This window comes from Pseudomonas lactucae, assembly GCF_016937615.1.
GTDB lineage: Bacteria > Pseudomonadota > Gammaproteobacteria > Pseudomonadales > Pseudomonadaceae > Aquipseudomonas > Aquipseudomonas lactucae.
In genome coordinates, this window is record NZ_JAFHKI010000016.1 from 91,003 (window position 1) to 113,353 (window position 22,351).

The 22,351-nt window shown below is 58.5% G+C and carries 23 protein-coding genes; 12 read left to right on the top strand and 11 right to left on the bottom strand.

All coding sequences use genetic code 11. The features are described from left to right. Nucleotides 1–213: 213 nt before the first annotated feature. A complete protein-coding gene (locus JWR98_RS03845; RefSeq protein ID WP_205489322.1) occupies nucleotides 214–1,356 on the top strand; it encodes a pectate lyase family protein in 1,143 nt (380 codons plus the stop codon). Nucleotides 1,357–1,420: 64 nt separating this feature from the next. Here JWR98_RS03845 and gspF read toward each other — a convergent pair whose 3' ends face one another. Genes gspF through gspG form a run of 7 tightly spaced genes read right to left on the bottom strand, consistent with a single transcriptional unit; the run spans nucleotide 1,421 to nucleotide 9,414 of the window. After that, on the bottom strand, nucleotides 1,421–2,629 hold the full coding sequence (gene gspF / locus JWR98_RS03850) for a type II secretion system inner membrane protein GspF (protein WP_205489323.1): 1,209 nt from the start codon (nucleotides 2,627–2,629) through the stop codon (nucleotides 1,421–1,423). Further along, nucleotides 2,629–4,047, bottom strand: coding sequence for a type II secretion system ATPase GspE (gene gspE / locus JWR98_RS03855; RefSeq protein ID WP_205489324.1), 1,419 nt, complete (start codon nucleotides 4,045–4,047; stop codon nucleotides 2,629–2,631). Before gspE ends, gspF begins: the two co-directional genes overlap by 1 nt. Nucleotides 4,048–4,049: 2 nt before the next feature. Next, nucleotides 4,050–6,398: a type II secretion system secretin GspD gene (gene gspD / locus JWR98_RS03860; RefSeq protein WP_205489325.1), complete on the bottom strand. Its 2,349-nt coding sequence runs from the start codon at nucleotides 6,396–6,398 to the stop codon at nucleotides 4,050–4,052. Continuing rightward, the gene (gene gspM, locus JWR98_RS03865; protein ID WP_205489326.1) at nucleotides 6,395–6,904 is read right to left on the bottom strand and encodes a type II secretion system protein GspM; all 510 of its coding nucleotides are present in this window, start codon (nucleotides 6,902–6,904) and stop codon (nucleotides 6,395–6,397) included. The genes gspD and gspM overlap by 4 nt, the downstream gene beginning before the upstream one ends. After that, on the bottom strand, nucleotides 6,897–8,036 hold the full coding sequence (gene gspL / locus JWR98_RS03870; protein WP_205489327.1) for a type II secretion system protein GspL: 1,140 nt from the start codon (nucleotides 8,034–8,036) through the stop codon (nucleotides 6,897–6,899). Before gspL ends, gspM begins: the two co-directional genes overlap by 8 nt. Beyond that, complete coding sequence (gspK, locus tag JWR98_RS03875; RefSeq protein ID WP_205489328.1) at nucleotides 8,033–8,956, bottom strand: type II secretion system minor pseudopilin GspK; 924 nt, start codon at nucleotides 8,954–8,956, stop codon at nucleotides 8,033–8,035. The genes gspL and gspK overlap by 4 nt, the downstream gene beginning before the upstream one ends. 8 nt (nucleotides 8,957–8,964) lie before the next feature. Next, entirely contained in the window at nucleotides 8,965–9,414 is a 450-nt protein-coding gene (gspG, locus tag JWR98_RS03880) for a type II secretion system major pseudopilin GspG (protein ID WP_205489329.1), read from the bottom strand. 138 nt (nucleotides 9,415–9,552) lie between these two features. On the opposite strand from gspG, the gene gspI reads away from it, so the two are divergent. Beyond that, nucleotides 9,553–9,939, top strand: a complete 387-nt coding sequence (gene gspI / locus JWR98_RS03885; protein WP_205489330.1) for a type II secretion system minor pseudopilin GspI — start codon at nucleotides 9,553–9,555, stop codon at nucleotides 9,937–9,939. A 6-nt stretch (nucleotides 9,940–9,945) separates the two neighbouring features. Here the strand turns inward: gspI and JWR98_RS03890 are convergent, their stop codons facing one another. Then, on the bottom strand, nucleotides 9,946–10,377 hold the full coding sequence (locus JWR98_RS03890; protein WP_124423160.1) for a type II secretion system protein N: 432 nt from the start codon (nucleotides 10,375–10,377) through the stop codon (nucleotides 9,946–9,948). 68 nt (nucleotides 10,378–10,445) lie between these two features. On the opposite strand from JWR98_RS03890, the gene gspH reads away from it, so the two are divergent. Continuing rightward, nucleotides 10,446–10,907: a type II secretion system minor pseudopilin GspH gene (gene gspH, locus JWR98_RS03895; RefSeq protein WP_205489331.1), complete on the top strand. Its 462-nt coding sequence runs from the start codon at nucleotides 10,446–10,448 to the stop codon at nucleotides 10,905–10,907. Beyond that, the gene (gene gspJ, locus JWR98_RS03900) at nucleotides 10,904–11,509 is read left to right on the top strand and encodes a type II secretion system minor pseudopilin GspJ (protein WP_205489332.1); all 606 of its coding nucleotides are present in this window, start codon (nucleotides 10,904–10,906) and stop codon (nucleotides 11,507–11,509) included. The genes gspH and gspJ overlap by 4 nt, the downstream gene beginning before the upstream one ends. A 24-nt stretch (nucleotides 11,510–11,533) precedes the next feature. On the opposite strand, the gene JWR98_RS03905 is transcribed toward gspJ, so the two are convergent. Both JWR98_RS03905 and JWR98_RS03910 read right to left on the bottom strand, forming a co-directional pair. Continuing rightward, complete coding sequence (locus tag JWR98_RS03905) at nucleotides 11,534–12,112, bottom strand: TetR/AcrR family transcriptional regulator (protein ID WP_205489333.1); 579 nt, start codon at nucleotides 12,110–12,112, stop codon at nucleotides 11,534–11,536. Between the two features lie 92 nt (nucleotides 12,113–12,204). Further along, the gene (locus JWR98_RS03910; protein ID WP_205489334.1) at nucleotides 12,205–13,674 is read right to left on the bottom strand and encodes an amino acid permease; all 1,470 of its coding nucleotides are present in this window, start codon (nucleotides 13,672–13,674) and stop codon (nucleotides 12,205–12,207) included. Between the two features lie 363 nt (nucleotides 13,675–14,037). Here JWR98_RS03910 and metC point away from each other — a divergent pair, with 363 nt between their 5' ends. The 8 genes from metC to kefC all read left to right on the top strand — a co-directional run bounded on the left by metC (nucleotide 14,038) and on the right by kefC (nucleotide 21,975). Continuing rightward, on the top strand, nucleotides 14,038–15,207 hold the full coding sequence (gene metC / locus JWR98_RS03915) for a cystathionine beta-lyase (protein WP_205489335.1): 1,170 nt from the start codon (nucleotides 14,038–14,040) through the stop codon (nucleotides 15,205–15,207). Between the two features lie 160 nt (nucleotides 15,208–15,367). Further along, complete coding sequence (gorA, locus tag JWR98_RS03920; RefSeq protein WP_205489336.1) at nucleotides 15,368–16,726, top strand: glutathione-disulfide reductase; 1,359 nt, start codon at nucleotides 15,368–15,370, stop codon at nucleotides 16,724–16,726. Between the two features lie 5 nt (nucleotides 16,727–16,731). After that, nucleotides 16,732–17,607, top strand: a complete 876-nt coding sequence (locus JWR98_RS03925; RefSeq protein WP_370694832.1) for a DMT family transporter — start codon at nucleotides 16,732–16,734, stop codon at nucleotides 17,605–17,607. Nucleotides 17,608–17,791: 184 nt separating this feature from the next. After that, the gene (locus tag JWR98_RS03930) at nucleotides 17,792–18,124 is read left to right on the top strand and encodes a carboxymuconolactone decarboxylase family protein (RefSeq protein ID WP_078732562.1); all 333 of its coding nucleotides are present in this window, start codon (nucleotides 17,792–17,794) and stop codon (nucleotides 18,122–18,124) included. Nucleotides 18,125–18,159: 35 nt separating this feature from the next. Beyond that, entirely contained in the window at nucleotides 18,160–19,266 is a 1,107-nt protein-coding gene (locus JWR98_RS03935) for an alkene reductase (RefSeq protein WP_205489337.1), read from the top strand. A 28-nt stretch (nucleotides 19,267–19,294) separates the two neighbouring features. Beyond that, a complete protein-coding gene (locus JWR98_RS03940) occupies nucleotides 19,295–19,513 on the top strand; it encodes a tautomerase family protein (RefSeq protein ID WP_078732560.1) in 219 nt (72 codons plus the stop codon). Between the two features lie 109 nt (nucleotides 19,514–19,622). Continuing rightward, nucleotides 19,623–20,144 (top strand): glutathione-regulated potassium-efflux system oxidoreductase KefF, encoded by a 522-nt coding sequence (kefF, locus tag JWR98_RS03945; protein WP_205489338.1) that lies wholly within the window; start codon nucleotides 19,623–19,625, stop codon nucleotides 20,142–20,144. A 1-nt stretch (nucleotide 20,145) separates the two neighbouring features. Continuing rightward, nucleotides 20,146–21,975 (top strand): glutathione-regulated potassium-efflux system protein KefC, encoded by a 1,830-nt coding sequence (gene kefC / locus JWR98_RS03950; RefSeq protein WP_205489339.1) that lies wholly within the window; start codon nucleotides 20,146–20,148, stop codon nucleotides 21,973–21,975. Between the two features lie 6 nt (nucleotides 21,976–21,981). On the opposite strand, the gene JWR98_RS03955 is transcribed toward kefC, so the two are convergent. Beyond that, nucleotides 21,982–22,311, bottom strand: a complete 330-nt coding sequence (locus JWR98_RS03955; RefSeq protein WP_205489340.1) for a thioredoxin family protein — start codon at nucleotides 22,309–22,311, stop codon at nucleotides 21,982–21,984. Between the last annotated feature and the right edge of the window lie 40 nt (nucleotides 22,312–22,351).

The window sequence follows — 22,351 nt, forward strand, 5'->3', positions numbered from 1 at the left end:
CTCATTGCCGTCCAGTCCGGCCGGCGGCTGTAGTCTTGCGAAAGAGAGCAAATCATAACGCAATCAGTTGTACGACATCGCAAGAGACACATGATAGTATTTCTAATGCAGCGGACGTTCGATTCGCTGCACCGGTGGCAAGGACGTCCGCTCGAGAAACGCGCAAACCCTGTGCGCGTTTAAAACTCAAGTTAATCAAGGATCTGATTACTCATGACAAAACCCTCAACTTTCACCGCCTGCAAACTGGCCAGTGCCGTATTCGGCGCCCTGCTGTTTTCCAGCGTTCCCGCACATGCGGCGGATATTTGGCTGGACGTCGCCACGACCGGCTGGGCCACGCAGAATGGCGGGACCAAGGGCGGCTCCCGGGCTGCCGCGAACGACATCTACACCGTTAAAAACGCAGCCGAACTGAAAAAAGCCCTCAGTGCTTCGGCAGGCAGCAACGGTCGCATCATCAAGATCACCGGCATTATCGACGTCAGCGAAGGCAAGGTTTACACCAAAACGGCTGACATGAAAGTTCGCGGCCGCCTGGACATTCCCGGCAAGACCACAATCGTGGGCATCGGCAGCAATGCGGAGATCCGCGAAGGTTTCTTTTACGCGAAAGAAAATGACGTAATCATCCGCAACATCACCGTCGAAAATCCCTGGGACCCCGAGCCAATCTTTGATAAGGACGATGGTGCCGACGGCAACTGGAACTCCGAGTACGACGGCCTGACCGTCGAAGGCGCCAACAACGTGTGGGTCGATCACGTGACCTTCACCGACGGCCGCCGTACCGATGACCAGAACGGCACCGAACACGAGCGTCCCAAGCAACATCACGACGGCGCGCTGGACGTCAAGAACGGCGCCAACTTCGTAACCATCTCTTACTCGGTGTTCAAGTCCCACGAAAAAAACAACCTGATCGGTTCCAGCGACTCGCGCACCACCGACGATGGCAAGCTCAAGGTCACCATCCACAACACCCTGTTCGAGAACATCTCCGCCCGTGCGCCCCGCGTGCGCTACGGCCAAGTGCATCTGTACAACAACTACCACGTGGGCAGCACCAGCCATAAGGTGTACCCGTTCTCATATGCCCATGGCGTGGGCAAGAACTCGAAGATCTTCTCCGAACGTAACGTTTTCGAGATCGCCGGTATCAGCGGTTGCGACAAGATCGCCGGCGATTACGGCGGCAGCGTCTACCGTGACACCGGCTCGACACTCAATGGCAGCGCACTGAGCTGCTCGTGGAGTTCGAGCATCGGCTGGACCCCACCCTACAGCTACACGCCGCTGGCTGCCGACAAGGTCGCTGCGGACGTCAAAGCCAAGGCCGGAGCCGGTAAGCTCTAAGCGATAGTGCAACGTCAGTGATATAAAAAAGCCCTCGGTGACGAGGGCTTTTTCGTGCCTGTGCCTACTGCACCAACTGGTTGATCTCGATGATCGGCAACAGTACTGCCAGCACGATCAGCAGCACCACCGCGCCCATCACCACGATCATCAAGGGCTCAAGCAGTGCCGTCATGCCCATCGCCCGGCGTTCGATATCGCGGGACAGCGTTTGCGCCGCACGATCGAGCATGGGCGGCAACGAGCCAGTCTTTTCACCGCTGGCGATCAGGTGAATCAGCAGCGGCGGGAATACTTTCTCCACCGCCAAGGCCGCGGCCAGGCTGACCCCTTCACGTACCTTCGCAGTGGTGTCACTCACGCTTTGGCTCAAGCAATCGTTGGACAAGGTCTGGCGCGCCGCTTCCAGTGCGCGCAGCAGCGGCACCCCGGCAGCGCCGAGGATCGCCAGGGTCGACGCGAACCGCGCAGTGTTGAGCCCGAGCACAAACCGCCCGATCAGCGGCAAGCGCAACACGCGCCGATGCCAGCTCAAGCGGGCCACAGGGTTGCGCAGGTAAACACGCCAGCCCCAGAAACACGCCACCAGGGCACTCAAACACAGCCACCCCCAACCGCGAATAAAATCACTGGCGTTGAGCATGGCCAGGGTCAGCCCCGGCAAATCCTGGCGTGCCTGGGAAAACGCGCTCACCACTTGCGGCACCACGTAGCTGAGCAAGAAGATCACGATAGCAATCGACACCAGCCCTACGACCCCAGGATAAATAAACGCGGTGAGGATTTTGCTGCGCAGGTTATTGCGTTCTTCGATGTAATCGGCGAGCCGCTCCATCACCTGGGCCAGATCGCCGGACTCCTCTCCTGCCGCAATCAGTGCACGGTAAATCTGCGGAAAGTCCCGTGGTCGCGCGGCCAGAGCGTCCGCCAGGCGCATGCCACTGCGCACATCGGCACGCACCGCACTGAGAGCCTGGACGATGTGTTTGCGCTCGGCCTGCTCCACCGTGGCGCTCAACGCCGCCTCCAGCGGCAGGCTCGCGCTGAGCAGGCTGGCCAGTTGTCGCGTAGTCCAGGCCAGGTCGTTGTCTGACAGTTTTGCGGCGAAGATCCCTGCGCTCGCGGCCCCCGTACCGCGCTCAAGTTGTACCGACAATGCGGTCAAGCCGCGCCGGTGCAAGAGGCTGTAGGCTTCACGCTGGCTGTCAGCATCCAGATGCCCGGTCTCGATCTTGCCCGTGACGTTGGCGGCTTCAAAACGATAGCGATTCATCAGGCGTCCCGTGTCACGCGAAGCACTTCTTCGGGCGCGGTCACGCCACTGTTAACCCAGCGTTCGCCGTCCTCACGCATGCTGAACATACCCGCACGGCGTGCTGCGGCTTTGAGCGCCTGTTCACCGGCCCCCTGATGGATCAGCGTGCGAATGTCATCGTCAATGCAGAACAGCTCATGAATGCCGGTGCGGCCGCTGTAGCCCGTGTGGTTGCATGCCGGGCATCCAGGCGCACGCCAAGTCCCCGGACTGGCCTGATCTTCTTCCTTGCAGTGCAGGCAAAGCCGGCGTACCAGGCGCTGAGCCAGAACGCCGAGCATCGACGACGCCAGCAAGAACGGCTCGACCCCCATGTCCAGCAAGCGGTTGACGGCTGAAACTGCGTCGTTGGTGTGCAACGTCGCCAACACCAAGTGCCCGGTGAGTGAGGCCTGCACCGCAATCTGCGCGGTCTCCAGGTCGCGGATTTCACCGATCATGATGACATCCGGGTCCTGACGCAGAATCGCGCGCAGGGCCAGTGCGAAGGTCATGTCGATCTTGGCGTTGACCTGGATCTGGCTGATACCCGGCAGGTCATATTCCACCGGGTCTTCTACGGTGAGAATATTGCTGGTGCTTGCATCCAGCCGTGCGAGGGCGGCGTACAAACTGGTGGTCTTACCACTGCCGGTGGGCCCGGTGACCAGCACAATGCCGTGGGGCTGGCGAATCAGGCTGTCGAGCCTGGTCAGCACCGAGGGCGCCATGCCGAGGGTTTCCAGTTGCAGGCGACCCGCTTGCTTGTCCAACAGACGCATCACCACCCGCTCGCCATGCCCGGTAGGCACCGTCGACACCCGGATATCAATAGGCCGCCCGGCCACACGCAACGTGATGCGACCGTCCTGGGGCAAGCGTTTTTCAGCGATATCCAATTGCGCCATGATCTTGATCCGCGAGATCAGTGCACCGTGCAAGGCCTTGCGTGGCGACACCACATCGCGCAGCGTGCCGTCGACCCGATAACGCACCACCGAATGACTTTCGTAGGGCTCGATGTGGATGTCGCTCGCCTCGTCCCGCGCCGCCTGGGTGAGTAAGGCGTTGATCATGCGGATCACCGGTGCGCCGTCCTGGGTGTCGAGCAGGTCGGTGATCTCGGGGATGTCCTGCATCAGTCGATCCAGGTCTACTTCATTTTCCGCGGCGCCGACCACGGCGGCGGCACTGCCTGTGTCGGCATAAGCGCGGGCAAGCAGGCCGTCGATCTCGGCATCACCTACCCGCTCCAGGCGCAGGGGGCCGAACTGACGGCGGGCTTCAGCGATCGCCCAGCTCGCGGTGGACGGGCACACCGTCAGCATCGCGCCCTCCTCGCTCTCACGCAGCAGAATACGGTGTGCCTTGGCCCAGGCGTAAGGCAGCGCACTCATACTCAATACACCTCTCGCCCCGCTGGCGCGGCAGCCTGCGGCACCGCACGGTGCGTCGTGCGTGGTTGGGCCGCCCCTATCGGCACGGCCTGGGCCGCCTCGGGTAATTGAGGCGCCTGCATGTCGGGTAATGCCCAGTTATGTTCCGGCTGCGAACGCCCCTGAGCGCGGCGCATGTAGTCGTACCGGTTCAGGGTGATTGCGCGCCCGGCGCCACTGTCGCGGATGATATACGGGCGCAAAAACACCATCAGGTTGGTCTTGGCGATGGCCCGCCGCTCGTTGCGAAACAGCGCCCCCAGTCCCGGAATGCTCGACAGCCACGGTACGGCTTCATTGCTCTGGCTATAGCCATCCTGGAGCAGGCCGCCCAGGACCATGATCTGTCCGTCATCGAGCAAAATACTGGTGTCGATCGCGCGCTTGTTGGTGACGATGCCGGCCGACGTCGCGCTGCTGGAGGCGCGCTCGTCGATGCTGCTGACCTCCTGGTAGATATCGAGCTTGACCGTGCCACCTTCGGAGATCTGCGGGCGCACATTCAGTTTCAAGCCGACCTCTTCGCGGGTGACGGTCTGGAACGGGTTGTTGCTGGTACCGCCGCCGCCCGTGACGTAACTGCCGCTGACAAACGGAATGGTCTGCCCCACGAAAATGCTCGCGGCTTCGTTATCCAGGGTCAGCAGGTTCGGCGTCGACAGGACGTTGCTGCCGCCTTTGCTTTTCAGTGCGCGGGCCAACACTTTGAGGTCCATGACCTTGCCAATGCCGGGCACATCCACGGTGCCGTTGATAAAGCCCAGGCTGAGGCCGCCGGGCAGCACGTCAACGCTGGTCTTGCCATTGAGGTTAAAGCCCGTACCGCCCAGGTTGGCTCCGCCGATCACGCCTTTACCGGCCAGGTTGCCGCTTTGCCACTGCACACCGAACTCGTTGGCATCGTCCTCGTTGACTTCAACGATCAAGCTTTCAATGACGACCTGGGCGCGGCGTTGGTCAAGCATGTCGATGACTTCCCGCAGGTTGCGGTACAGCGGTTCAGGGGCGGAAATCAGTAAGGTGTTGGTGGTCGAGTCCGCTTGAAGGGTCACCCCGCCGGCACTGAAGGCAACGTTCTGCTCGCTCTGCTGCTCGCCGGGTTGGCCGGTCGAGCTGCTTGCCATCAATGCCGACTCATCATTGCCGTTGTTGACAGTGCCTTGGGCACTGCTCTGCCCGGCCAGGCTGCCCGTGGTAGTGGCGCCCATCGTACTGAGCACCGAGCGCGCATTGTCGCCCCCTCCCTTGTCGCTTTCACCCGTGAGCAAACCACGCAGCGACTGTGCCAGTTTCGTCGCCTGGGCATTGCGCAGGTACACCACGTGCAAGTTACTAGGGTTGGCTTGGGCGTTATCGAGCTTGTAAATCAAATTACGCGCCAATTCGGTTCGCTCCGGGCTGCCGGCACGAATCACGATGGCATTGGAGCGTGGATCGCCCACCACGGTGATTTTCTGCGTCACATCACTGCCCGGCTGTTCCAGCAGTTGCGCAACCATCTCGGCGATATCCACGGCGATACCGTTCTGAACCTGCACCACGTCGGTGTCAATGGCGCTAGGGGTATCGATGCCTGCAATCAACTGCGCCACCCGTGTGAGGTTCTCGGCGTAGTCGGTGACAACAATGGTGTTGTTGCCCGGATAGGCGTTGATCGGGTTGTTGGGCGAAACGATCGGGCGCAATACCGGGATAAGGTTCACTGCGTTTTCGTATTGCAGGCGAAACGTACGGGTGAGCATGCCGTTACTGCCGACGCTGTCTGCACTGTCGACCGGCCCGCCCAGCAGCTTGGCATCAGCCTCGGGCACCACCTGTGCGATGCCGCCCACATCCACGACGCTGAACCCTTGCATACGTAACGTCGCCAGCAGCATGTCATAGGCCTGATGCGCCGGCACCTGCCCTTCGGAGACCAGAGTGAGCGTGCCCTTGACGCGGGGGTCGACCAAAAATTGCTGACCGGTGGCGCGGGATAACGCTCGCACTACCGCTTGAATATCGGCCTCGACGAAATTCAACGTAATGGGTTGATCACCCAGAGGCTTTCTCGGTGCTGTTTGCGTCCGACCGACAGAGCCGTTGCGCCCGCTGCTGGTGACTTTGTGCAACGGCCGCGGCGGTCGTTCGATCTGCACTTGCGCGCGCTGCCTGTCGACCAACGCATCGCCGCTGCGCTGGGTGGTGGCCAGGGGCAGTCCGAGCTCACTGTCCGGCGGCGACTGCGCTGAAGGGAGTGAGCTGCATGCGCCCAGCGCCAGCAACAGAAACGGCGCGGCCGTGCGTACATAATTGGAACCTGACCACTTCATGATGCTTCCTTAGCGCCTTGCATCTGATCCATACGGACGGTTCCTGAGAGAGTGCCAGCCGTGTTATCGGCCGTGACTTCACCCGCACGTCGCAGGCGAGCCTCGACCACTTCCAGTGAAAATTGATTGGGGTAATTCAATAGCCAGGCGATCACCACATCGGCGGGCGCCTGTGCGAATGTCAGTTGCCAGGATGCGTCCCTGGCCTGCAATCGGTAGCGTCCGGCCAACCCAGCAGTGTCCAGTGATTGCTGCAATGATTGTTCAATGCTCGGCCCAGCGAGTGTCGTGACCTCGCCAAGCAATAGCTCCAGCGCCTGGTTCTGGGCGCGCAATTTCGGGGTTTCGGTTTGCCAATACTCGATGTCCTTGAGCGGCGGCCGGATCAGTAACGACCACACCAACAAGCTCGCGAGGAACACCGCCACGCCAATCAGCATGCGCTGTTCGCGCGGGGCCAACGCCTTCCAACGTCCTCGAAACATGACCCGCATCTGATTATTCATCGTCGCTTTCCAAGGAGGCATCACGTTCACGCGACACGGTTTCCTCCAGCCTCTTCAACGTCCAGGTGCGCTCATCGCGGTTGGCGGAGAGCCCGGCCTGGTGCAATGTCAGTTGCGCAGCCGCGTCGGCAACGGGAGGCGCCTCGTCCGTCATCCGCACTTGCAACTGACGCTGGCCGAATGTCATTTGCTCGACGCTGCCCGCCATGAACGGCAGCGCAAGCGCGGCTTGCCGCACCAGAAACGCAAAATCATGATTAGCCTGCATTGCCCCGCCCCCTTGCCGAATCGCCAGTTGCTGACGGGCCTGTTGCAAGGGATTGAGAATCACCGGCAGCTCCGGAAATGCTTGCTTTACGCGTTGACTCATTCGTTGTTTGAGCTGCTGCCCTTGCGCCACTTCGCGGGCTGCGTAAAGGTTCAGCCCGATCACCCAAATGCCAACAGCCAGTGCGCAACAGCCCAATGCCCGCCCCCAGCCAGCAGCTTGGGCGATGCGCTTACCTACCCCGCCGTGCAGCCCCCAGCCAGGGGCTGCGCCGCTCCAGCGCTGGTGATCGACTGACCACAACAGCGTTTCGCCAGTGGCTGCAAGCGCCTGCAGAGTGTCCTCAACCAACGGTTCCACCGTCCCATGCTCAAGGGCGAAACGCAGCAACAACTGGCCGTCCACCACACACGCATTGATCTGCCCCGCCGGTGGTACGGCTAAGCGGTAAGGTGCCGGGTAAAGGCCGCGCAGCTTGAGTCGATGCCGGTCCAACAGTTGACCAAGACGATCCAGGCCAAACGTTGGCAGCCAGCTCAAATGCACCTGCCCGTCCGCGTGCCGGGCACTGTGCGCTATATGCATCTGTTCGCTGCGCCCCAGGATCAGCGCCTGCGCGGCGCAGGTGACAGCCGCACCGATACGGGCCGATGATAGAGGCGGCAGCGCTATGCGTGTGAGTACCGTATCCAACGGGTGAAGGAAACACTCTACGGCCTGAAACTTGTCGGGTCGGCCCAGCTTCTCAAGGGTGCTGATGCCGGCCTGGCTGACCTGCCCCTTGCGGTCCAGTTGTGCGAACTCAAGCTCGGTCTGCGCCGTCAAGGTATCCAGCGCAGGCAGGGCAATGCGCAGGCCGGTCATACGCCCATCCTCGACCAGATGACCTTCGGCATTGCATCTTCGGGGCGATGCAACAGCGCATCCATGTGTACACGGCGTTGATTGCGATGGGCCTGGCCATGAAGCATGAACCACTCACTGGTAACCCCCACGCGCAGTTCATCCACGCTCAGGTTGGGCAATTGCACGCGATTGACGAAGTCACCTCGATTGACAAACCACTGGCCGCGGTCACGTTCAGCGACCAACGCGCCGGCTTGCGACAGTGACAAGCCGGGCACTACCGCCGCCAGGACCTCGGCGCTGGCGGTGTTGCTGTTGACCCATGTGTTGACCGGAATAATGCTCACGTAACGCGCCAACCGTGCCAACAGTCGCTCACTGAGACCATCGATACCGCGTAGTTGGTCAAGTGTGCGCAGCATCGGCTGGGTGGCGGGTAACAGCGGCCCAGGCTGTCCCGAGGCTGATGCAACCGGCATGCGCGGGTAAGCCGCAATGACCCGCTGGCTGATGCGCTGTGCCAGGTGGGCCTCGATACCAATCATGTCGCACAGCCGTTCAAAGCTGCGCACCTGGCCAAGATCAACGTGCTCGCGGGCGACTAAATTACGGAGATTGAACTTGCCTTGCTGATCTTCAAGATGACCTTCAAATTGGCCGCCCTGCGCCGTACTGATCGGCCGCGCCCAAGGCTGGTCGAGCCGGGTCAGCGCATCATGCTCGCGGACGTCCCTGAGCAATTGCCTGCTGACTTCCAACCCGCCCAGCAACAATGCGCTGCCCTGCACACGCGCCTGCTCAGCCTCAAGTGAACGGGTAAAAATGCTTTGGCGAGTGAGCATGCCGGCGGCGATCACTGCGACCACCGTGACGATCAGCAAGGCGCTGATAATCGCCGTACCGCGCTGTTTCGCCACTGTCGGCGACTGCGATTTCATGACGGCGCTTAAAGCTGCCAGGATCCGATATCGGCATTCACGCCGTCACCATCCGGCTGGCCGTCGGCACCGAGAGAGAAGATGTCGACCTCGCCGTTCGCGCCGGGATTCAGGTAATGGTAAGGACGGCCCCAGGGGTCGTTGGGCAGGCGTTCCAGATAAGAACGCCACTGGGTATTTTTTGCATCCGCCGGGCGCTCGACCAACACCTTGAGGCCCTGGTTCATGCTGGGGTAGGTGCCGTGGTCGAGGCGATAAAGCTTGAGCGCCTGCATCAGGCCGGCGACGTCTTGCTTCGCCGCAATCGCCCTGGCCTGATCCGGGCGATCAAGCACTTTGGGTACGACAATCGCGGCCAGGATGCCAAGGATGACCACCACCACCATGATCTCGATCAGGGTGAAACCGTGCTGAGCGTGACGGCCGCCAGGCCCATATTTGATGCGCGCGAAATCCATATCCACCATCCTTGGTTTGATCCTAATTCGGCGCGCAGTGTAACAAAACTAACTAGCCGGATAGCAAAATTAATTGGCCGCTGCCTGCGGCTCTGCGAGTGCTATCCTGCGACGTGTTTTTTACACCAAGAGTGGCCCATGGAGCTGTCGCGCAAGGAGCAAGGTTTTACGCTGATCGAGGTGCTCGTGGCCTTGGCGATCATTGCCGTCGCGATGTCGGCCGCCGTCCGCGTTGCAGGCCTGATGACCCAGAGCAACGGCTTACTGCGCGATCGCTCAATTGCGTTGCTGTCGGCTCAAAGCCGGCTCGCCGAACTGCGCCTGGACGGGCGGCTACCGCCGGGGCACAAAGGGTTTGATTGTGATCAGGGGCAATTACAGTTGCGCTGCGAACAAACCATTGCACCCGCTGCCGATGGACGTTTATTGCGTGTCACGGTTGAGGTGTCGGAGCGCAAGCGCGAGGCGCCGCCCTTGGCGCGGCTGGAAACCCTGCTGAATCCGCCAACGGAAACGCGCCAATGAGCGTACTCAGGGCTGGGTCAATCGGGGCAGCACCACGGCGTCCGGCAGCGTGCTGACGGTGATGCGGGTGTTCTGCGAACCGCGCTCAATGACCACGCCATCCGCCTCGATCGCCGCCAGGCGAACGCCCTGGGCCAACGATTCGCCCACCAGAAAGCTGCGCGGCGGGCCCTCGTTCAAGCTCAGGATCGCCACCGCTCCCCGCGCACCGGCCATCACGCCAGAGACCTTGATATCCACCGCGGCCGGCTGGTTGGAAAACCACTGCAGCGCCGTTGTATCGGGGCGAGCGGCCAAAACGCGGGGCTCAACCTGCGGCGCCTGGGACTCGGCCGACGTCAGCAGGACAGAAGACCAGACCAGCACACCCACGAGCGCCGTGGCCAACGCCACGGTCTGCAACAGCCGCGGTACCGTTAAACGAAAATTAGAGACCAAGACAAAACCTCCCTGTTGTCCTGCCGGGCAGTCTACAGGAGAGATCCACGACGAAGGAGCGTTGTGTCATGAACAAAGACAACCAGCGGGGCTTCACCCTGATCGAGTTGATGGTGGTGTTGGTGATCATCGGTATCGCCAGTGCAGCCATCAGCCTGAGTATCAAACCCGACCCGTTGCAGTTACTGCGCAAGGACGCCAACCAAGTGGCCCAGAGGCTGCAAGTCGCCCAGGCCGAAGCCCGTGCCGACGGCCGCCCAATCACCTGGCAGGCAGACAATAAAGGGTTCCGCTTCAGTCGTCGCAACGAATCAGGCCACGGCTGGGATCACTTTGTGAACGACCCGCAACTGCGTCCTCGGGCCTGGGAAACTCCGTCAATGAGCGTGCGCGTAACCCCCAGGCAACGAGTGGTAGTGAATGCCGAATGGTTCGCCTCCCCTCTCCAGTTGCGGCTCTCGGATGGCCAGCACCACCTCACAGTTCAACTCACCGCGACCGGGCAAGTTCGCGTGGCGAACGAACCATGAAAACAGACCAGCACGGTTTTACGCTTATAGAGGTCATGGTGGCGATCATGCTGATGGCCATTGTCAGCCTTATCGCCTGGCGCGGCCTCGACAGCGTGAGCCGGGCCGACAGCCATCTGCAGAGCAGCACGGAACAGACCCAGGCGTTATTGCGCACATTGAACCAGTTGGAACGCGACCTGGCCCTGCGCGCCAGTATCGAACTGCGCACCCCAGGCCTGACCGAGGATGAGCAGCCCGACGACCTCCCGGCAGTCAGCGTTCGCAGCTCCGACAATCATGATTTTCAACTGGACATCATCCGTAGCGCAGCACCTCCAGAGATCGGTTTGCAACGCGTGCGCTGGTGGCTGGACGGTGACACCTTGTATCGCGCCACATCAGCGGCCAGTGACCGATACCCCTTACCTGCTCCCAAAAAAACAGTGGCGGTATTGTCCAGCGTCAGTGATCTGCAGGTACGCTTCTGGGAGGCCGGCAAAGGCTGGCGTCAGCTCGCCGGCAACCGCAAGAACGACCCTCTCGGCCTGGAGATCAAGCTGACCCGCCAGACGCCGCAAGGGGAAGAGCGTTATCGGCAAGTGGTGGGGCCCCTTCAATAAATCGAAGTGATCGCAGAGATACGCTTAATCAATGCCAGCATAGGAAACAGTGGACGATTTCAGAATAAGTTCGAACCCCGATTGATCAACGACAGTCTCTTTGAGCGCCCATGCGATGTAGCAACTACCTTCAAGTACACTCAAAATGGCTCTGGCGATTTCTTTAGGGTTGATTTCCGCTTTGACAGTATTGACCCGCTGGCCAGTCGACAGGTTGTCTTCCAACCAGGCGAGATGAATCTCAAAAAACGTTTTGGTCAACGCCTTAAGGCGATCTGGCAGCACCGCTAATTCAGCAGCCAACGCACCACAAAGAGGCAGCATTCCCGTTTTTGCACTCTCGGCAAAAAAGGCCGAAAAAGCCTTTAAGCGTGCAGTGACATCAGCATGATCCTCGTTGATCTGCGCCAAGCTTTTATCGAATCTGAATAGGTAACTTTCGACCAGTGCAACACTCAATCCTTCCTTGGTAGGAAAGTGATGATGAATGCTGGCCTTTTTTACACCCACTTCGTGTGCTAGGTCCGCATAACTGAATGCGGCGTAACCTTTGGTACGTAGCAATAACTCGGCAGTAACTAAAAGTTTGGATCGCGTACTCATGAAGCGTACCTGTTTCTTAAAGCTATCGTTAAGCAAGTCGCCTATTTCCAATAAAGAGAGGACGAGGTAATCGACCTCTCTTGGTCACCGCACTAAACGCCTATACGACTCGCAAGAGGCTCAAGTTTGCCTGCATCTTGCGTTTTTGAACGAACGGCCTTCCACCACCCCATGGCCAACGCAGCCGCCACCAGTGGAATTGAAAGCACCGTGTAAGTGCCGTTTGGATAGTCTAACCCGACTAATACCAATACCACGGCAAGAAATAAGAGGGTGAGCCACGCGGTAATGGGAGCACCTGGCATCTTAAATGAAACCATTACCGCCTCACCCCGTTTCACCGCACGCCGATAACTGATCTGGGACAAGACGATAAAAGCCCATGTCGAAAGAATCCCAAGGGTAACCAGATTCAGCAACAACTCGAAGAGTTGAGCCGGAATCAGAAAATTCAACACAACCCCAATGATATTAATGCCCATGGTCACCAATATTCCCATATAGGGAACGCCCTGCTTACTCATTCGTTTAAATAAAGCTGGCGCAGAGCCACCCATGGCAAGCGACCGCAGAACGCGCCCCGTGGCGTACAAACCGGAATTAAGACTTGAGAGCGCGGCGGTCATGACGACAATGTTCATCACCGAACCAATTCCTGGAATCCCGAGCGCCTCGAAAAAAGTTACGAATGGGCTGACATTCGCGCTATAGGCCGTCCAAGGTAAAACCGTCACCAGCAAAAACACGGAGCCCACGTAAAATAGCCCTATCCTCCAGATCACGCCATTGATGGCCTTGGGAATCACGCTTTTGGCATCGGCCGTCTCACCAGCGGCCGTGCCCACCAACTCTATGCTTGCGTAAGCAAAGATCACTCCCTGCACGATGATAATGGCCGGCAGCAGCCCGTGTGGGAATAGCCCGCCGTTATCTGAAATCAGATGCAGACCCGGAACACTGCCGGCCACCGCATGCCCGGTAGCGAAAAAGAACGATCCGACCACTAAAAACACAGTGATGGCGCACACTTTTATGACCGCGAACCAGAACTCCATTTCGCCGAACCATTTAACGCTGACCATGTTCATCACGGTGACTACACCCAGCGCACTCAGGGCAAATACCCACTGCGGGATATCCGAGAAGACGCTCCAGTACTTCATGTAGATCGCGATCGCTGTTATGTCCACGACGCCGGTTAACGCCCACACCAAAAAATACATCCAACCGGCAACAAATGAAGCTCCCTCCCCCATAAACTCCCGGGTGTAAGACACAAAACTGCCGCTGCTCGGACGGTGCATCACCAGCTCACCCAACGCCCGCAAGATAAAGAAAGCAAACACCCCACAGACCAAATACACAATGGCCAATGACGGCCCCGCAATTTGCAACCTCGCGCCGGCCCCTAGAAACAATCCCGTTCCTATTGCTCCGCCCAATGCCATCATCTGCACGTGGCGTTTTTTTAGATGCTTCGCATAGCCGGTCTCATGGGAATCGAGCCAGTTCGATCGCGTTACTGATTCGTCATGTCCTGCCAGGGCATTATTCTTTTTCATATTCCACCCACGCTATTGATGTGCAGTTTGTGTTTTTTTCGTGTTATCTAAGATGCCCGTCCACTTCTAGTGCGCAATCCCACACAGTGCTTTATAACTTATCGCTGATACGTCGCGATGCACCTTTTTGAAGCGCCTCCGGCGCATTGTTATTTTTTTACCGGACACCTCAAACACTAAAAAACCTACCATCCACATGAATGCCGTTCAACGAGTATTTTATAAAAGCCAACACCTTATTGATTTTTCTAGACTTTTAAAAAACACCATCCTGATGGTAGACAATTAATTATTTTGATAGCTTAATCCAAGACAGCGTCAGAGACGCGCAGTCAGCCCCTCAGGACATTCTTGGAAGGTCGCATGAAAAAATATAAAAGCGTAAAAACCCTGCTCGCTCATGCGTCGATCGAGCCCGAGCAGCATCATGGCTTTGTCAATACCCCGGTCTATCGCGGTTCGACAGTGGTATTCCCCACCTGTGAATCCATGCGCGAAGGTCGCCAGAAATACATATATGGCCGCTGGAATAACCCTTCGACTGAAGCACTCACCCAGGCTCTGCAGCAACTGGAGGGCGCCCAAGGCACGGTACTTTGCCCATCGGGGCTTTCAGCGTGTACGACCGCCATCCTCAGTGTGGTAGGTGCTGGCGACCACCTGCTGATTGCCGACAACGTCTATTCACCCATCAGAGCATTTGTTGAACACGTCGGTAACCGACTGGGTATTGAAGTTACGTTTTACGACCCGGCCATCGGTGCTGACATCGCAGGTTTTATCCAGCCGAATACAAAAGCCATTTACGCCGAGTCTCCTGGCTCGTTGACCCTGGAAATACCAGACATTCGCGCAATCACTAAGGTTGCCCACGAGCATGACATTCTGGTTATTGCGGACAATACATGGGGGACCCCGCTTTACTTTCCATCGCTGGAGCTTGGCGTGGACCTTTCGATCATGGCCGCAACCAAGTACATCGTCGGTCATTCCGACGCCATCCTGGGAACTGTCTCGGCCTCGGAGCGAGCCTGGGACAGCCTCAAAAAATATCACTTCAACACGGGATTGTTTGCTAGCCCGGATGACGTCTCACTGGCCCTGCGAGGCATGCGCACGCTGGAAGTGAGACTAGAGCGTCATTTCAAAAACGCGACCCTGGTGGCTAAGTGGCTGGAAACCCGGGACGAAGTTGAGGCCGTTTATTATCCAGCGCTGGCCTCTCATCCGCAGCATCACTTGTGGAAAAGAGACTTCAAGGGGGCCTCAGGCCTGCTTTCGTTCCTGACTAAACCTTCCCCGCAGGCGGCGGCGGATGCACTCCTGGATAATTTATCGCTGTTCTCGATTGGTTACTCATGGGGAGGTTTTGAAAGCCTGGCGATGATTGCAGACCCAACACCCGTCAGGAGTGCTACGACCTGGGCAGCCGACGGGCACCTAGTCCGCCTTCATATTGGTCTTGAAGATCCGGATGACCTGATTGCGGATCTGGAGCGCGGGTTCGAGAGGTTCAACCGTTTGCTCGGGTGATACGGTTTTCAGAGGGGGCAGTTCGTTAATATGACACGCCGAATCGAATGCCTACCAACCGGATGGGAGTGTGTTTTAAGATTAACGGCCTCCCTCCACCTACGTTAACCGCTATCGAACAGCAGATAATTCGCGCTGCTGGCCTGCCAAGGAAATTGAAATGACCTACGATTTTGACCTTTACGTAATCGGTGCCGGTTCCGGTGGCGTCCGAGCGGCGCGTTTTGCCGCTGGATTTGGTGCAAGAGTAGCCGTGGCCGAGAGTCGCTATTTGGGCGGTACCTGCGTAAACGTGGGCTGCGTCCCGAAGAAACTGCTGGTGTACGGCGCGCATTTCGCAGACGAATTTGAGCTGTCAGCCGGTTTCGGCTGGAGCTTGGGTGAAGCGAGGTTTGATTGGGCAACTCTGATCGCCAACAAGGATCGCGAAATCACCCGCCTGAACGATATTTATCGCAATCTATTGTCCAACAGCGGCGCCACGTTACACGAAGGGCATGCAAAAATCGTCGGCCCCCATACCGTCGAGATAAACGGTGAACGCTTTACCAGCAAACACATCCTGATCGCCACAGGTGGCTGGCCGCAAGCTCCGGATATTCCAGGCCATGAGCATGCAATCAACTCCAATCAGGCGTTCTTTCTCAAGACATTGCCCAAGCGTGTGCTGGTGGTGGGTGGCGGTTATATCGCGGTCGAATTCGCCGGTATTTTCCATGGCCTGGGCGCCAAGACTTCGCTGCTGTATCGCGGTGACCTGTTCTTGCGTGGCTTTGACGGTGCGGTGCGCAAGCACCTGCGGGAAGAGCTGACCAAACGCGGCCTGGACCTGCAATTCAATGCCGACATCGAGCGCATCGACAAGCAGGCCGACGGTAGCCTCAAGGCCACCCTCAAAGACGGTCGCGTACTGGAAGCCGATTGTGTGTTCTACGCCACCGGTCGCCGCCCGATGCTGGACAACCTGGGGCTGAACAATACCCGCGTTGAGTTGGATGACCGAGGTTTTATCAAGGTCGATGAGTACTATCAGACCCGCGAACCATCCGTTCTTGCGCTCGGCGACGTGATTGGCCGTGTGCAACTGACACCGGTGGCACTGGCCGAAGGCATGGCCGTGGCGAGACGTTTGTTCAAGCCTGAGCAGTATCACCCGGTGGATTACAACTTGATCCCGACGGCGGTGTTCAGCGCACCCAACATTGGCACCGTGGGCCTCACCGAGGAAGCCGCACGCAAAACCGGCCACGATGTGGTGATCTTCGAAAGCCGTTTCCGGCCCATGAAGCTATCGCTCACAGAATGCCAGGAACGCACCTTGATGAAGCTGGTAGTGGACGCCAAGACCGACAAGGTATTGGGCTGTCATATGGTCGGGCCGGATGCGGGTGAAATAATTCAAGGCTTGGCGATCGCATTAAAAGCAGGCGCGACCAAACGCCTCTTCGATGAGACTATCGCCGTGCATCCGACCTCTGCGGAAGAGTTCGTCACCCTGCGCACACCAGTGGCGGGTTAACTGTGATGCCTTCCTCCGAAGTGTCGACTAATCCAACAACCCACCAAGTAGTACTGCTCACCGGGCTGGCGATGCTGGCGTTTGCTGCCAATTCGGTTCTTTGCCGACTTGCACTTCGCTACACCGAAATTGATCCAGCAACGTTCACGCTGATTCGCTTATTCAGCGGAGCGATGATGCTCTGGCTGATCATGGTGATCAAAAACCGTACTGAACGCCCTGCCGGCACATGGCTGGGAGGCTTTACGCTGTTTATCTACGCCTTTGCCTTTTCATACGCTTACCTGCACCTGGAGACAGGCTCCGGCGCACTACTGCTGTTTGGCGCAGTCCAACTCACCATGCTGGGCTTCGGGTACTGGCGTGGAGAGCGGATGCAGGGCGTTGCGATTGCAGGACTTGCCCTCGCAATTGGCGGGCTCATTGCATTGTTATTGCCTGGTGCAAGCGCACCCGCACCGGGCAGTGCGGCGATCATGCTGCTGTCTGGTGTCGCATGGGCGGCATACTCGCTCATTGGCAAGCGCGCCCATGACCCATTAGCCTCTACAACCGGCAATTTTCTGAGGGCCGTGCCCATGATGCTGGGCGCGGCGATTGTGTTCATCGCCGACGCATCGATCGATATCCAAGGCGTGCTATGCGCGATTGCCTCTGGGACCCTTGCCTCGGGTGTCGGTTATGCCATTTGGTATACAGCCTTGCGCTCATTGTCATCGTTTCGAGCGGCAACCCTGCAGTTGAGCGTCCCCATACTAGCGTCGTTGGCCGGCGTATTTATTTTGAATGAACCGCTCACCGCTCGCTTGATCCTGACATCGTTGGCCGTACTGAGCGGGATTGGACTGGTGCTCAGCGCCGGCCCCTCAGCGCGTGCCTAGAGGTTCACGGTAAGCCTGCCGCGCTGATAAAGAGCAATCGCTGCCCCCATCAAAGCCAAACCGTCGCCAATCTGCGCGAAAAATTTCAGTGATAGTAGGTATTAACAAAACAACATTGTATGCCTACCAACTGGATGGTAGCCTTGTTTTCAGTTTAAATCCCACGCACACAGTGAGAATCGCCATGCAAGACTGGAAGCAAACCCGCAAAGACATCAACACTCGCTTGATGGAACTCAACGCACTCACCCCAGAAACCATGAAGGGCATGGCAGCGCTCGGTAGTGCCGGTACCAAGACCAACCATCTGGATGCCAAGACCCGTGAGTTGATTTCCCTTGCCGTTGCAGTGACCACCCGCTGCGATGGCTGCATAGCCTTCCATGCTGCCGAGGCCAAGAAAGTCGGCGTGACCAGCGAAGAAGTCGCTGAAGCACTAGGCGTGGCGATCAACATGAACGCCGGTGCCGCACTGGTCTACAGCACGCACGTGCTGGACGCGTTCGACAAGTCATAAGCCTGCACTCCCCTCTTACGACATCGAGATAACTCATGAATAAGCTGTTTGCTCCTTACGATCTAGCCGGCCTGGCATTGGCCAACCGCGTGGTGATGGCGCCGATGACCCGCACGCGCACTCCGGAAAACATTCCCGGCGATTTGACCGTGCTCTATTACGCACAGCGTGCTTCGGCCGGCTTGATCATCACCGAAGGTTTGCCGGTGTCGGAAGAAGCCCGTGGCTATCTGTATACCCCGGGCCTCTACACCGATGAGCAAACCGCAGGCTGGCGCAAAGTCACGGATGCGGTGCACGCTGAAGGTGGCAAGATTTTCGCCCAACTGTGGCACGTCGGCCGCCTGTCACATGTGTCGCTCCAACCGGGCAACGCGGCGCCCGTTTCGTCGGGCACCGTTCCCGCCACCACGACCATGGTTTACGCCTGGGTCGAACCTGGCAAAGAAGGCCCGGTGCTGCCAAGTGCACCGCGCGCCCTGACAACCGATGAAGTCCAGCGCGTTATCCAGGATTTTGTCGCATCTGCACGCAGGGCGATGGATGCAGGCTTCGATGGCGTCGAGGTGATGGCGGCCAATGCGTTCCTGTTCGATCAGTTCCTGAGTAGCAAACTGAACACGCGCACTGACCAATACGGTGGCTCCATCGCCAATCGCCAGCGCCTACTGTTGGAGACCGTCGATGCACTGGCCGCCGAAATCGGCGCAGAGAAAGTCGGTGTACGGGTTTCACCCTTCGGTCGGATCTACGACATGGAGGCCTTTGACGGCGAGGCCGAGGCCTGGATGAGCGTGGGGTCGGCGTTGAACGAACGCGATCTGGCGTACGTGCACCTTAACTACCAGACGACCATTTCCGCTGCCAGTACACCTGAAGGCTTCGGCGCAGCATTCCGCGAGACTTATCGCGGCACCCTCATCGGCGCCGGCGGCTTTACCCAGGACCTCGCCGACCAGGAGTTGGAAAAGGGCGAACTCGACCTGATCGCCTTCGGCACTGCCTTCATTTCCAACCCGGACCTGGTGGCACGTATGAAGAACGGCTGGCCGCTGGCCAAACCGGATCCCTCCACATTCTACGGCGTCATCGGCGCCAAAGGTTACACGGATTATCCGGAATACGCGCAAACCCAGGCTTGATCTCACTTCCAACCCCAAGGAGCACACCATGCCACTCGTTACCATCAAAGGCATTGAAGGCGTTTTTACCGATGAACAGAAAGCTGAGGTCATTCGCAAAGTGACCGACGCCATGGTCTCGGTGGAGGGTGAAAACATGCGCGCCCTCACCTGGGTCATCTTCGAAGAGGTCAAGAGCGGAGATTGGGGTATTGCCGGCAACCCCATCACGGCTCAGGAAGTCTTGAAGCTGCAAGCCGGTCAATAAGCGGTTTTAGTTTTAAACTCCACAACTCCCGCGCTGAGCACTCCCTATGCTCAGCGGCCGGGAGTTTTTCCGTTCTGAAGGAACAGCACATTTGTCGGAGTGTACCTCCATGATTCTGATTATTTTCGCCCACCCCTACCCCGATAAATCCAAGGTTAACCAACTGATGCTCAAGTTGGCCGCCAATAATTCGGATGTCACCATTCGCTCGCTGTACGACCTGTACCCCGATTTCAATATTGACGTCGAGGCTGAACAAAAGACCGTAGAACAGGCACAACTGCTGGTGCTGCAACACCCTCTTTACTGGTACAGCTACCCTCCACTGTTGAAGCTGTGGATCGACAAGGTCCTCACCCAAGGCTGGGCCTATGGCAAAGGCGCTACCGGGCTAAAAGACAAAAGCATGCTCTGGGCCGTAACCACCGGCGGCGATCATGATCATTTCGACCTCGGTGATCACCCAGGCTTTGCCGTGCTGGCTCAGCCGCTGCATGCCACCGCGAGCTACTGCCAGATGCGTTGGTTGGCGCCGGTGGTAATACACGGCGCATACGGTGCCGACCAAAACGGCCTGCTCTCTCAAATACGCCGATACGGCGCCCGCCTGGCTTCTTGGAAGGAAGATTGATATGGAGACTCACAGCCTGATTGAAATGCTTATCTACCTGGGCTCCGCTGCGTTGATTGTGCCTATCGCCGTGCGATTGGGACTGGGCCCGGTGCTGGGTTATCTGCTGGCCGGCTGCCTGATCGGCCCTTGGGGCCTGAAGCTGGTCACGGATGTGCAATCCATCCTGCACTTCGCTGAAATCGGCGTGGTGCTGATGCTATTTATCATTGGTCTGGAGCTCGACCCCAAGCGCCTCTGGGCGATGCGTCGGATGGTCTTTGGGGGTGGCGCCTTGCAGATGCTGGTCTGTGGCGCGGCGATTGCCTTGTTTTGCGCAGCCCTGGGCTTGAACTGGAGCGCCGCTTTGTTGGTGGGGCTGACGCTGAGTCTGTCGTCCACTGCGATCGCCATGCAGGCCATGAACGAACGTAACATGACGCCCACCGCAGTGGGCCGCAGCAGCTTTGCCGTACTACTGTTTCAAGACATCGCGGCGATTCCGCTGGTGGCCATGATCCCGCTGCTGGCCGCCAATGGCGGCACACCTTCCGGTGCCGAGCTGCTGCTGTCCATCGCAAAGATCGTCGGGGCGATTGTGGCAGTGGTACTCCTGGGGCAATACGTCTCCCGCCCAGTGCTGCGTTTCGTCGCACGCTCGGGGTTGCGTGAAATCTTCAGTGCGGTGGCTTTGTTTCTGGTATTCGGATTCGGCTTGCTATTGGAAGAGGCCGGTCTGTCCATGGCCATGGGTGCCTTTCTGGCCGGCGTGCTGCTGGCCAGTTCAGAATACCGGCATGCCCTGGAAAGTGATATCGAACCCTTCAAGGGGCTATTGCTCGGGCTGTTCTTTATCGGCGTCGGCATGTCGATCGACTTCGGCACGCTGATCCATTCACCGCTGACCGTGATTACGCTGACCCTTGGTTTTATCGTCATCAAACTGCTGATGATTAAATTCCTGGGACGCTTTCTGAATGTCCCTGCAGAGCAACGATCCTGGCAGGCCGTGTTTCTCGGCCAGGGCAGTGAGTTCGCCTTCGTGGTTTTCGGCGCGGCTACCGTGGCGGGCGTCTTGGTCGACCCGTGGGGCAAAAGCCTGACCCTGGCGGTGGCGTTGTCCATGTGCGTCACACCGCTGCTGATCATTGTGCTCAACCGCCTGGAATCGGCGAACAAAGGCAACGATCAGCCGGCGGACACCATCGACCAGCACAATCCTCGCGTGATCATTGCGGGTTTTGGTCGCTTCGGCCAGGTCGCGGGGCGTCTCTTGATGTCGTGCGGGTTTGAAGTCGTCGTGCTCGATCACGATCCCGACCACATTGAAACGTTACGCAAATTTGGGGTCAAGGTGTTTTACGGGGACGCAACACGCCTCGATTTATTGCATGCCGCTGGAGCCGACCAGGCCTTGGTGCTGATCAACGCGATTGACGACACGGACGACAACCTGACGCTGACCCGGTTGGCCCAGGAGCATTTCCCGTCCTTGAAACTGGTGGTGCGCGCCCGCGACATGGGACACATAATTATGTTGCGCCGGATGGGTATCGGAGCGGTCGAGCGGGAAACCTTCGAGAGCGCGCTGGCGCTGGGACGCAGAGCGCTGGAACAACTGGGTGTGGGGCGTTACGAAGCCCGTGAGCGCGCGGATCGGTTTCGCCGCCTGAATCTGGCGATGCTTGAGGAAATGGCCGCGCAACCGCAAGAAGACACCGAGTACCAATATGATGCTTATAAACGCGCCAATGCGATGCTGACGGACATCTTCAATGAGGACCGCGCCCATCCTATCGATAACGGGCCTGGCAAGCCCCAATCGGCAACGCGAGCACACCAGGCGGACTAGACTCGATCAGCGAGCCTCTTCCAGCTCCGCCAGTACGGCTTTCTTCAGGGCGGCGACTGAACGTGAGCCAGGCATGACGCGCAGCAACCGTCCCTGGTGAAACACCGCCAGGGACGGTACGGCGCGAATGCCATACATCTGCGCGATGGTGGGCGAGACGGCGACGTCGACTTTCCCAAAGGCAGCCAGGGCGTGGAGCTTGTCTTCCAGCGCATGGAATACAGACTTCATCTCCTGGCACGGCTTGCACCAAGACGCCGAAAACAACACAACACTGCTGCCTTTGGCAACAAAGCGAGCGAACTGTGGGGCACTCAATTCAACGATACGGTTCATCAGCACCTCATTGAGCGCTACCTCTTGTGAGGCCGCGCCA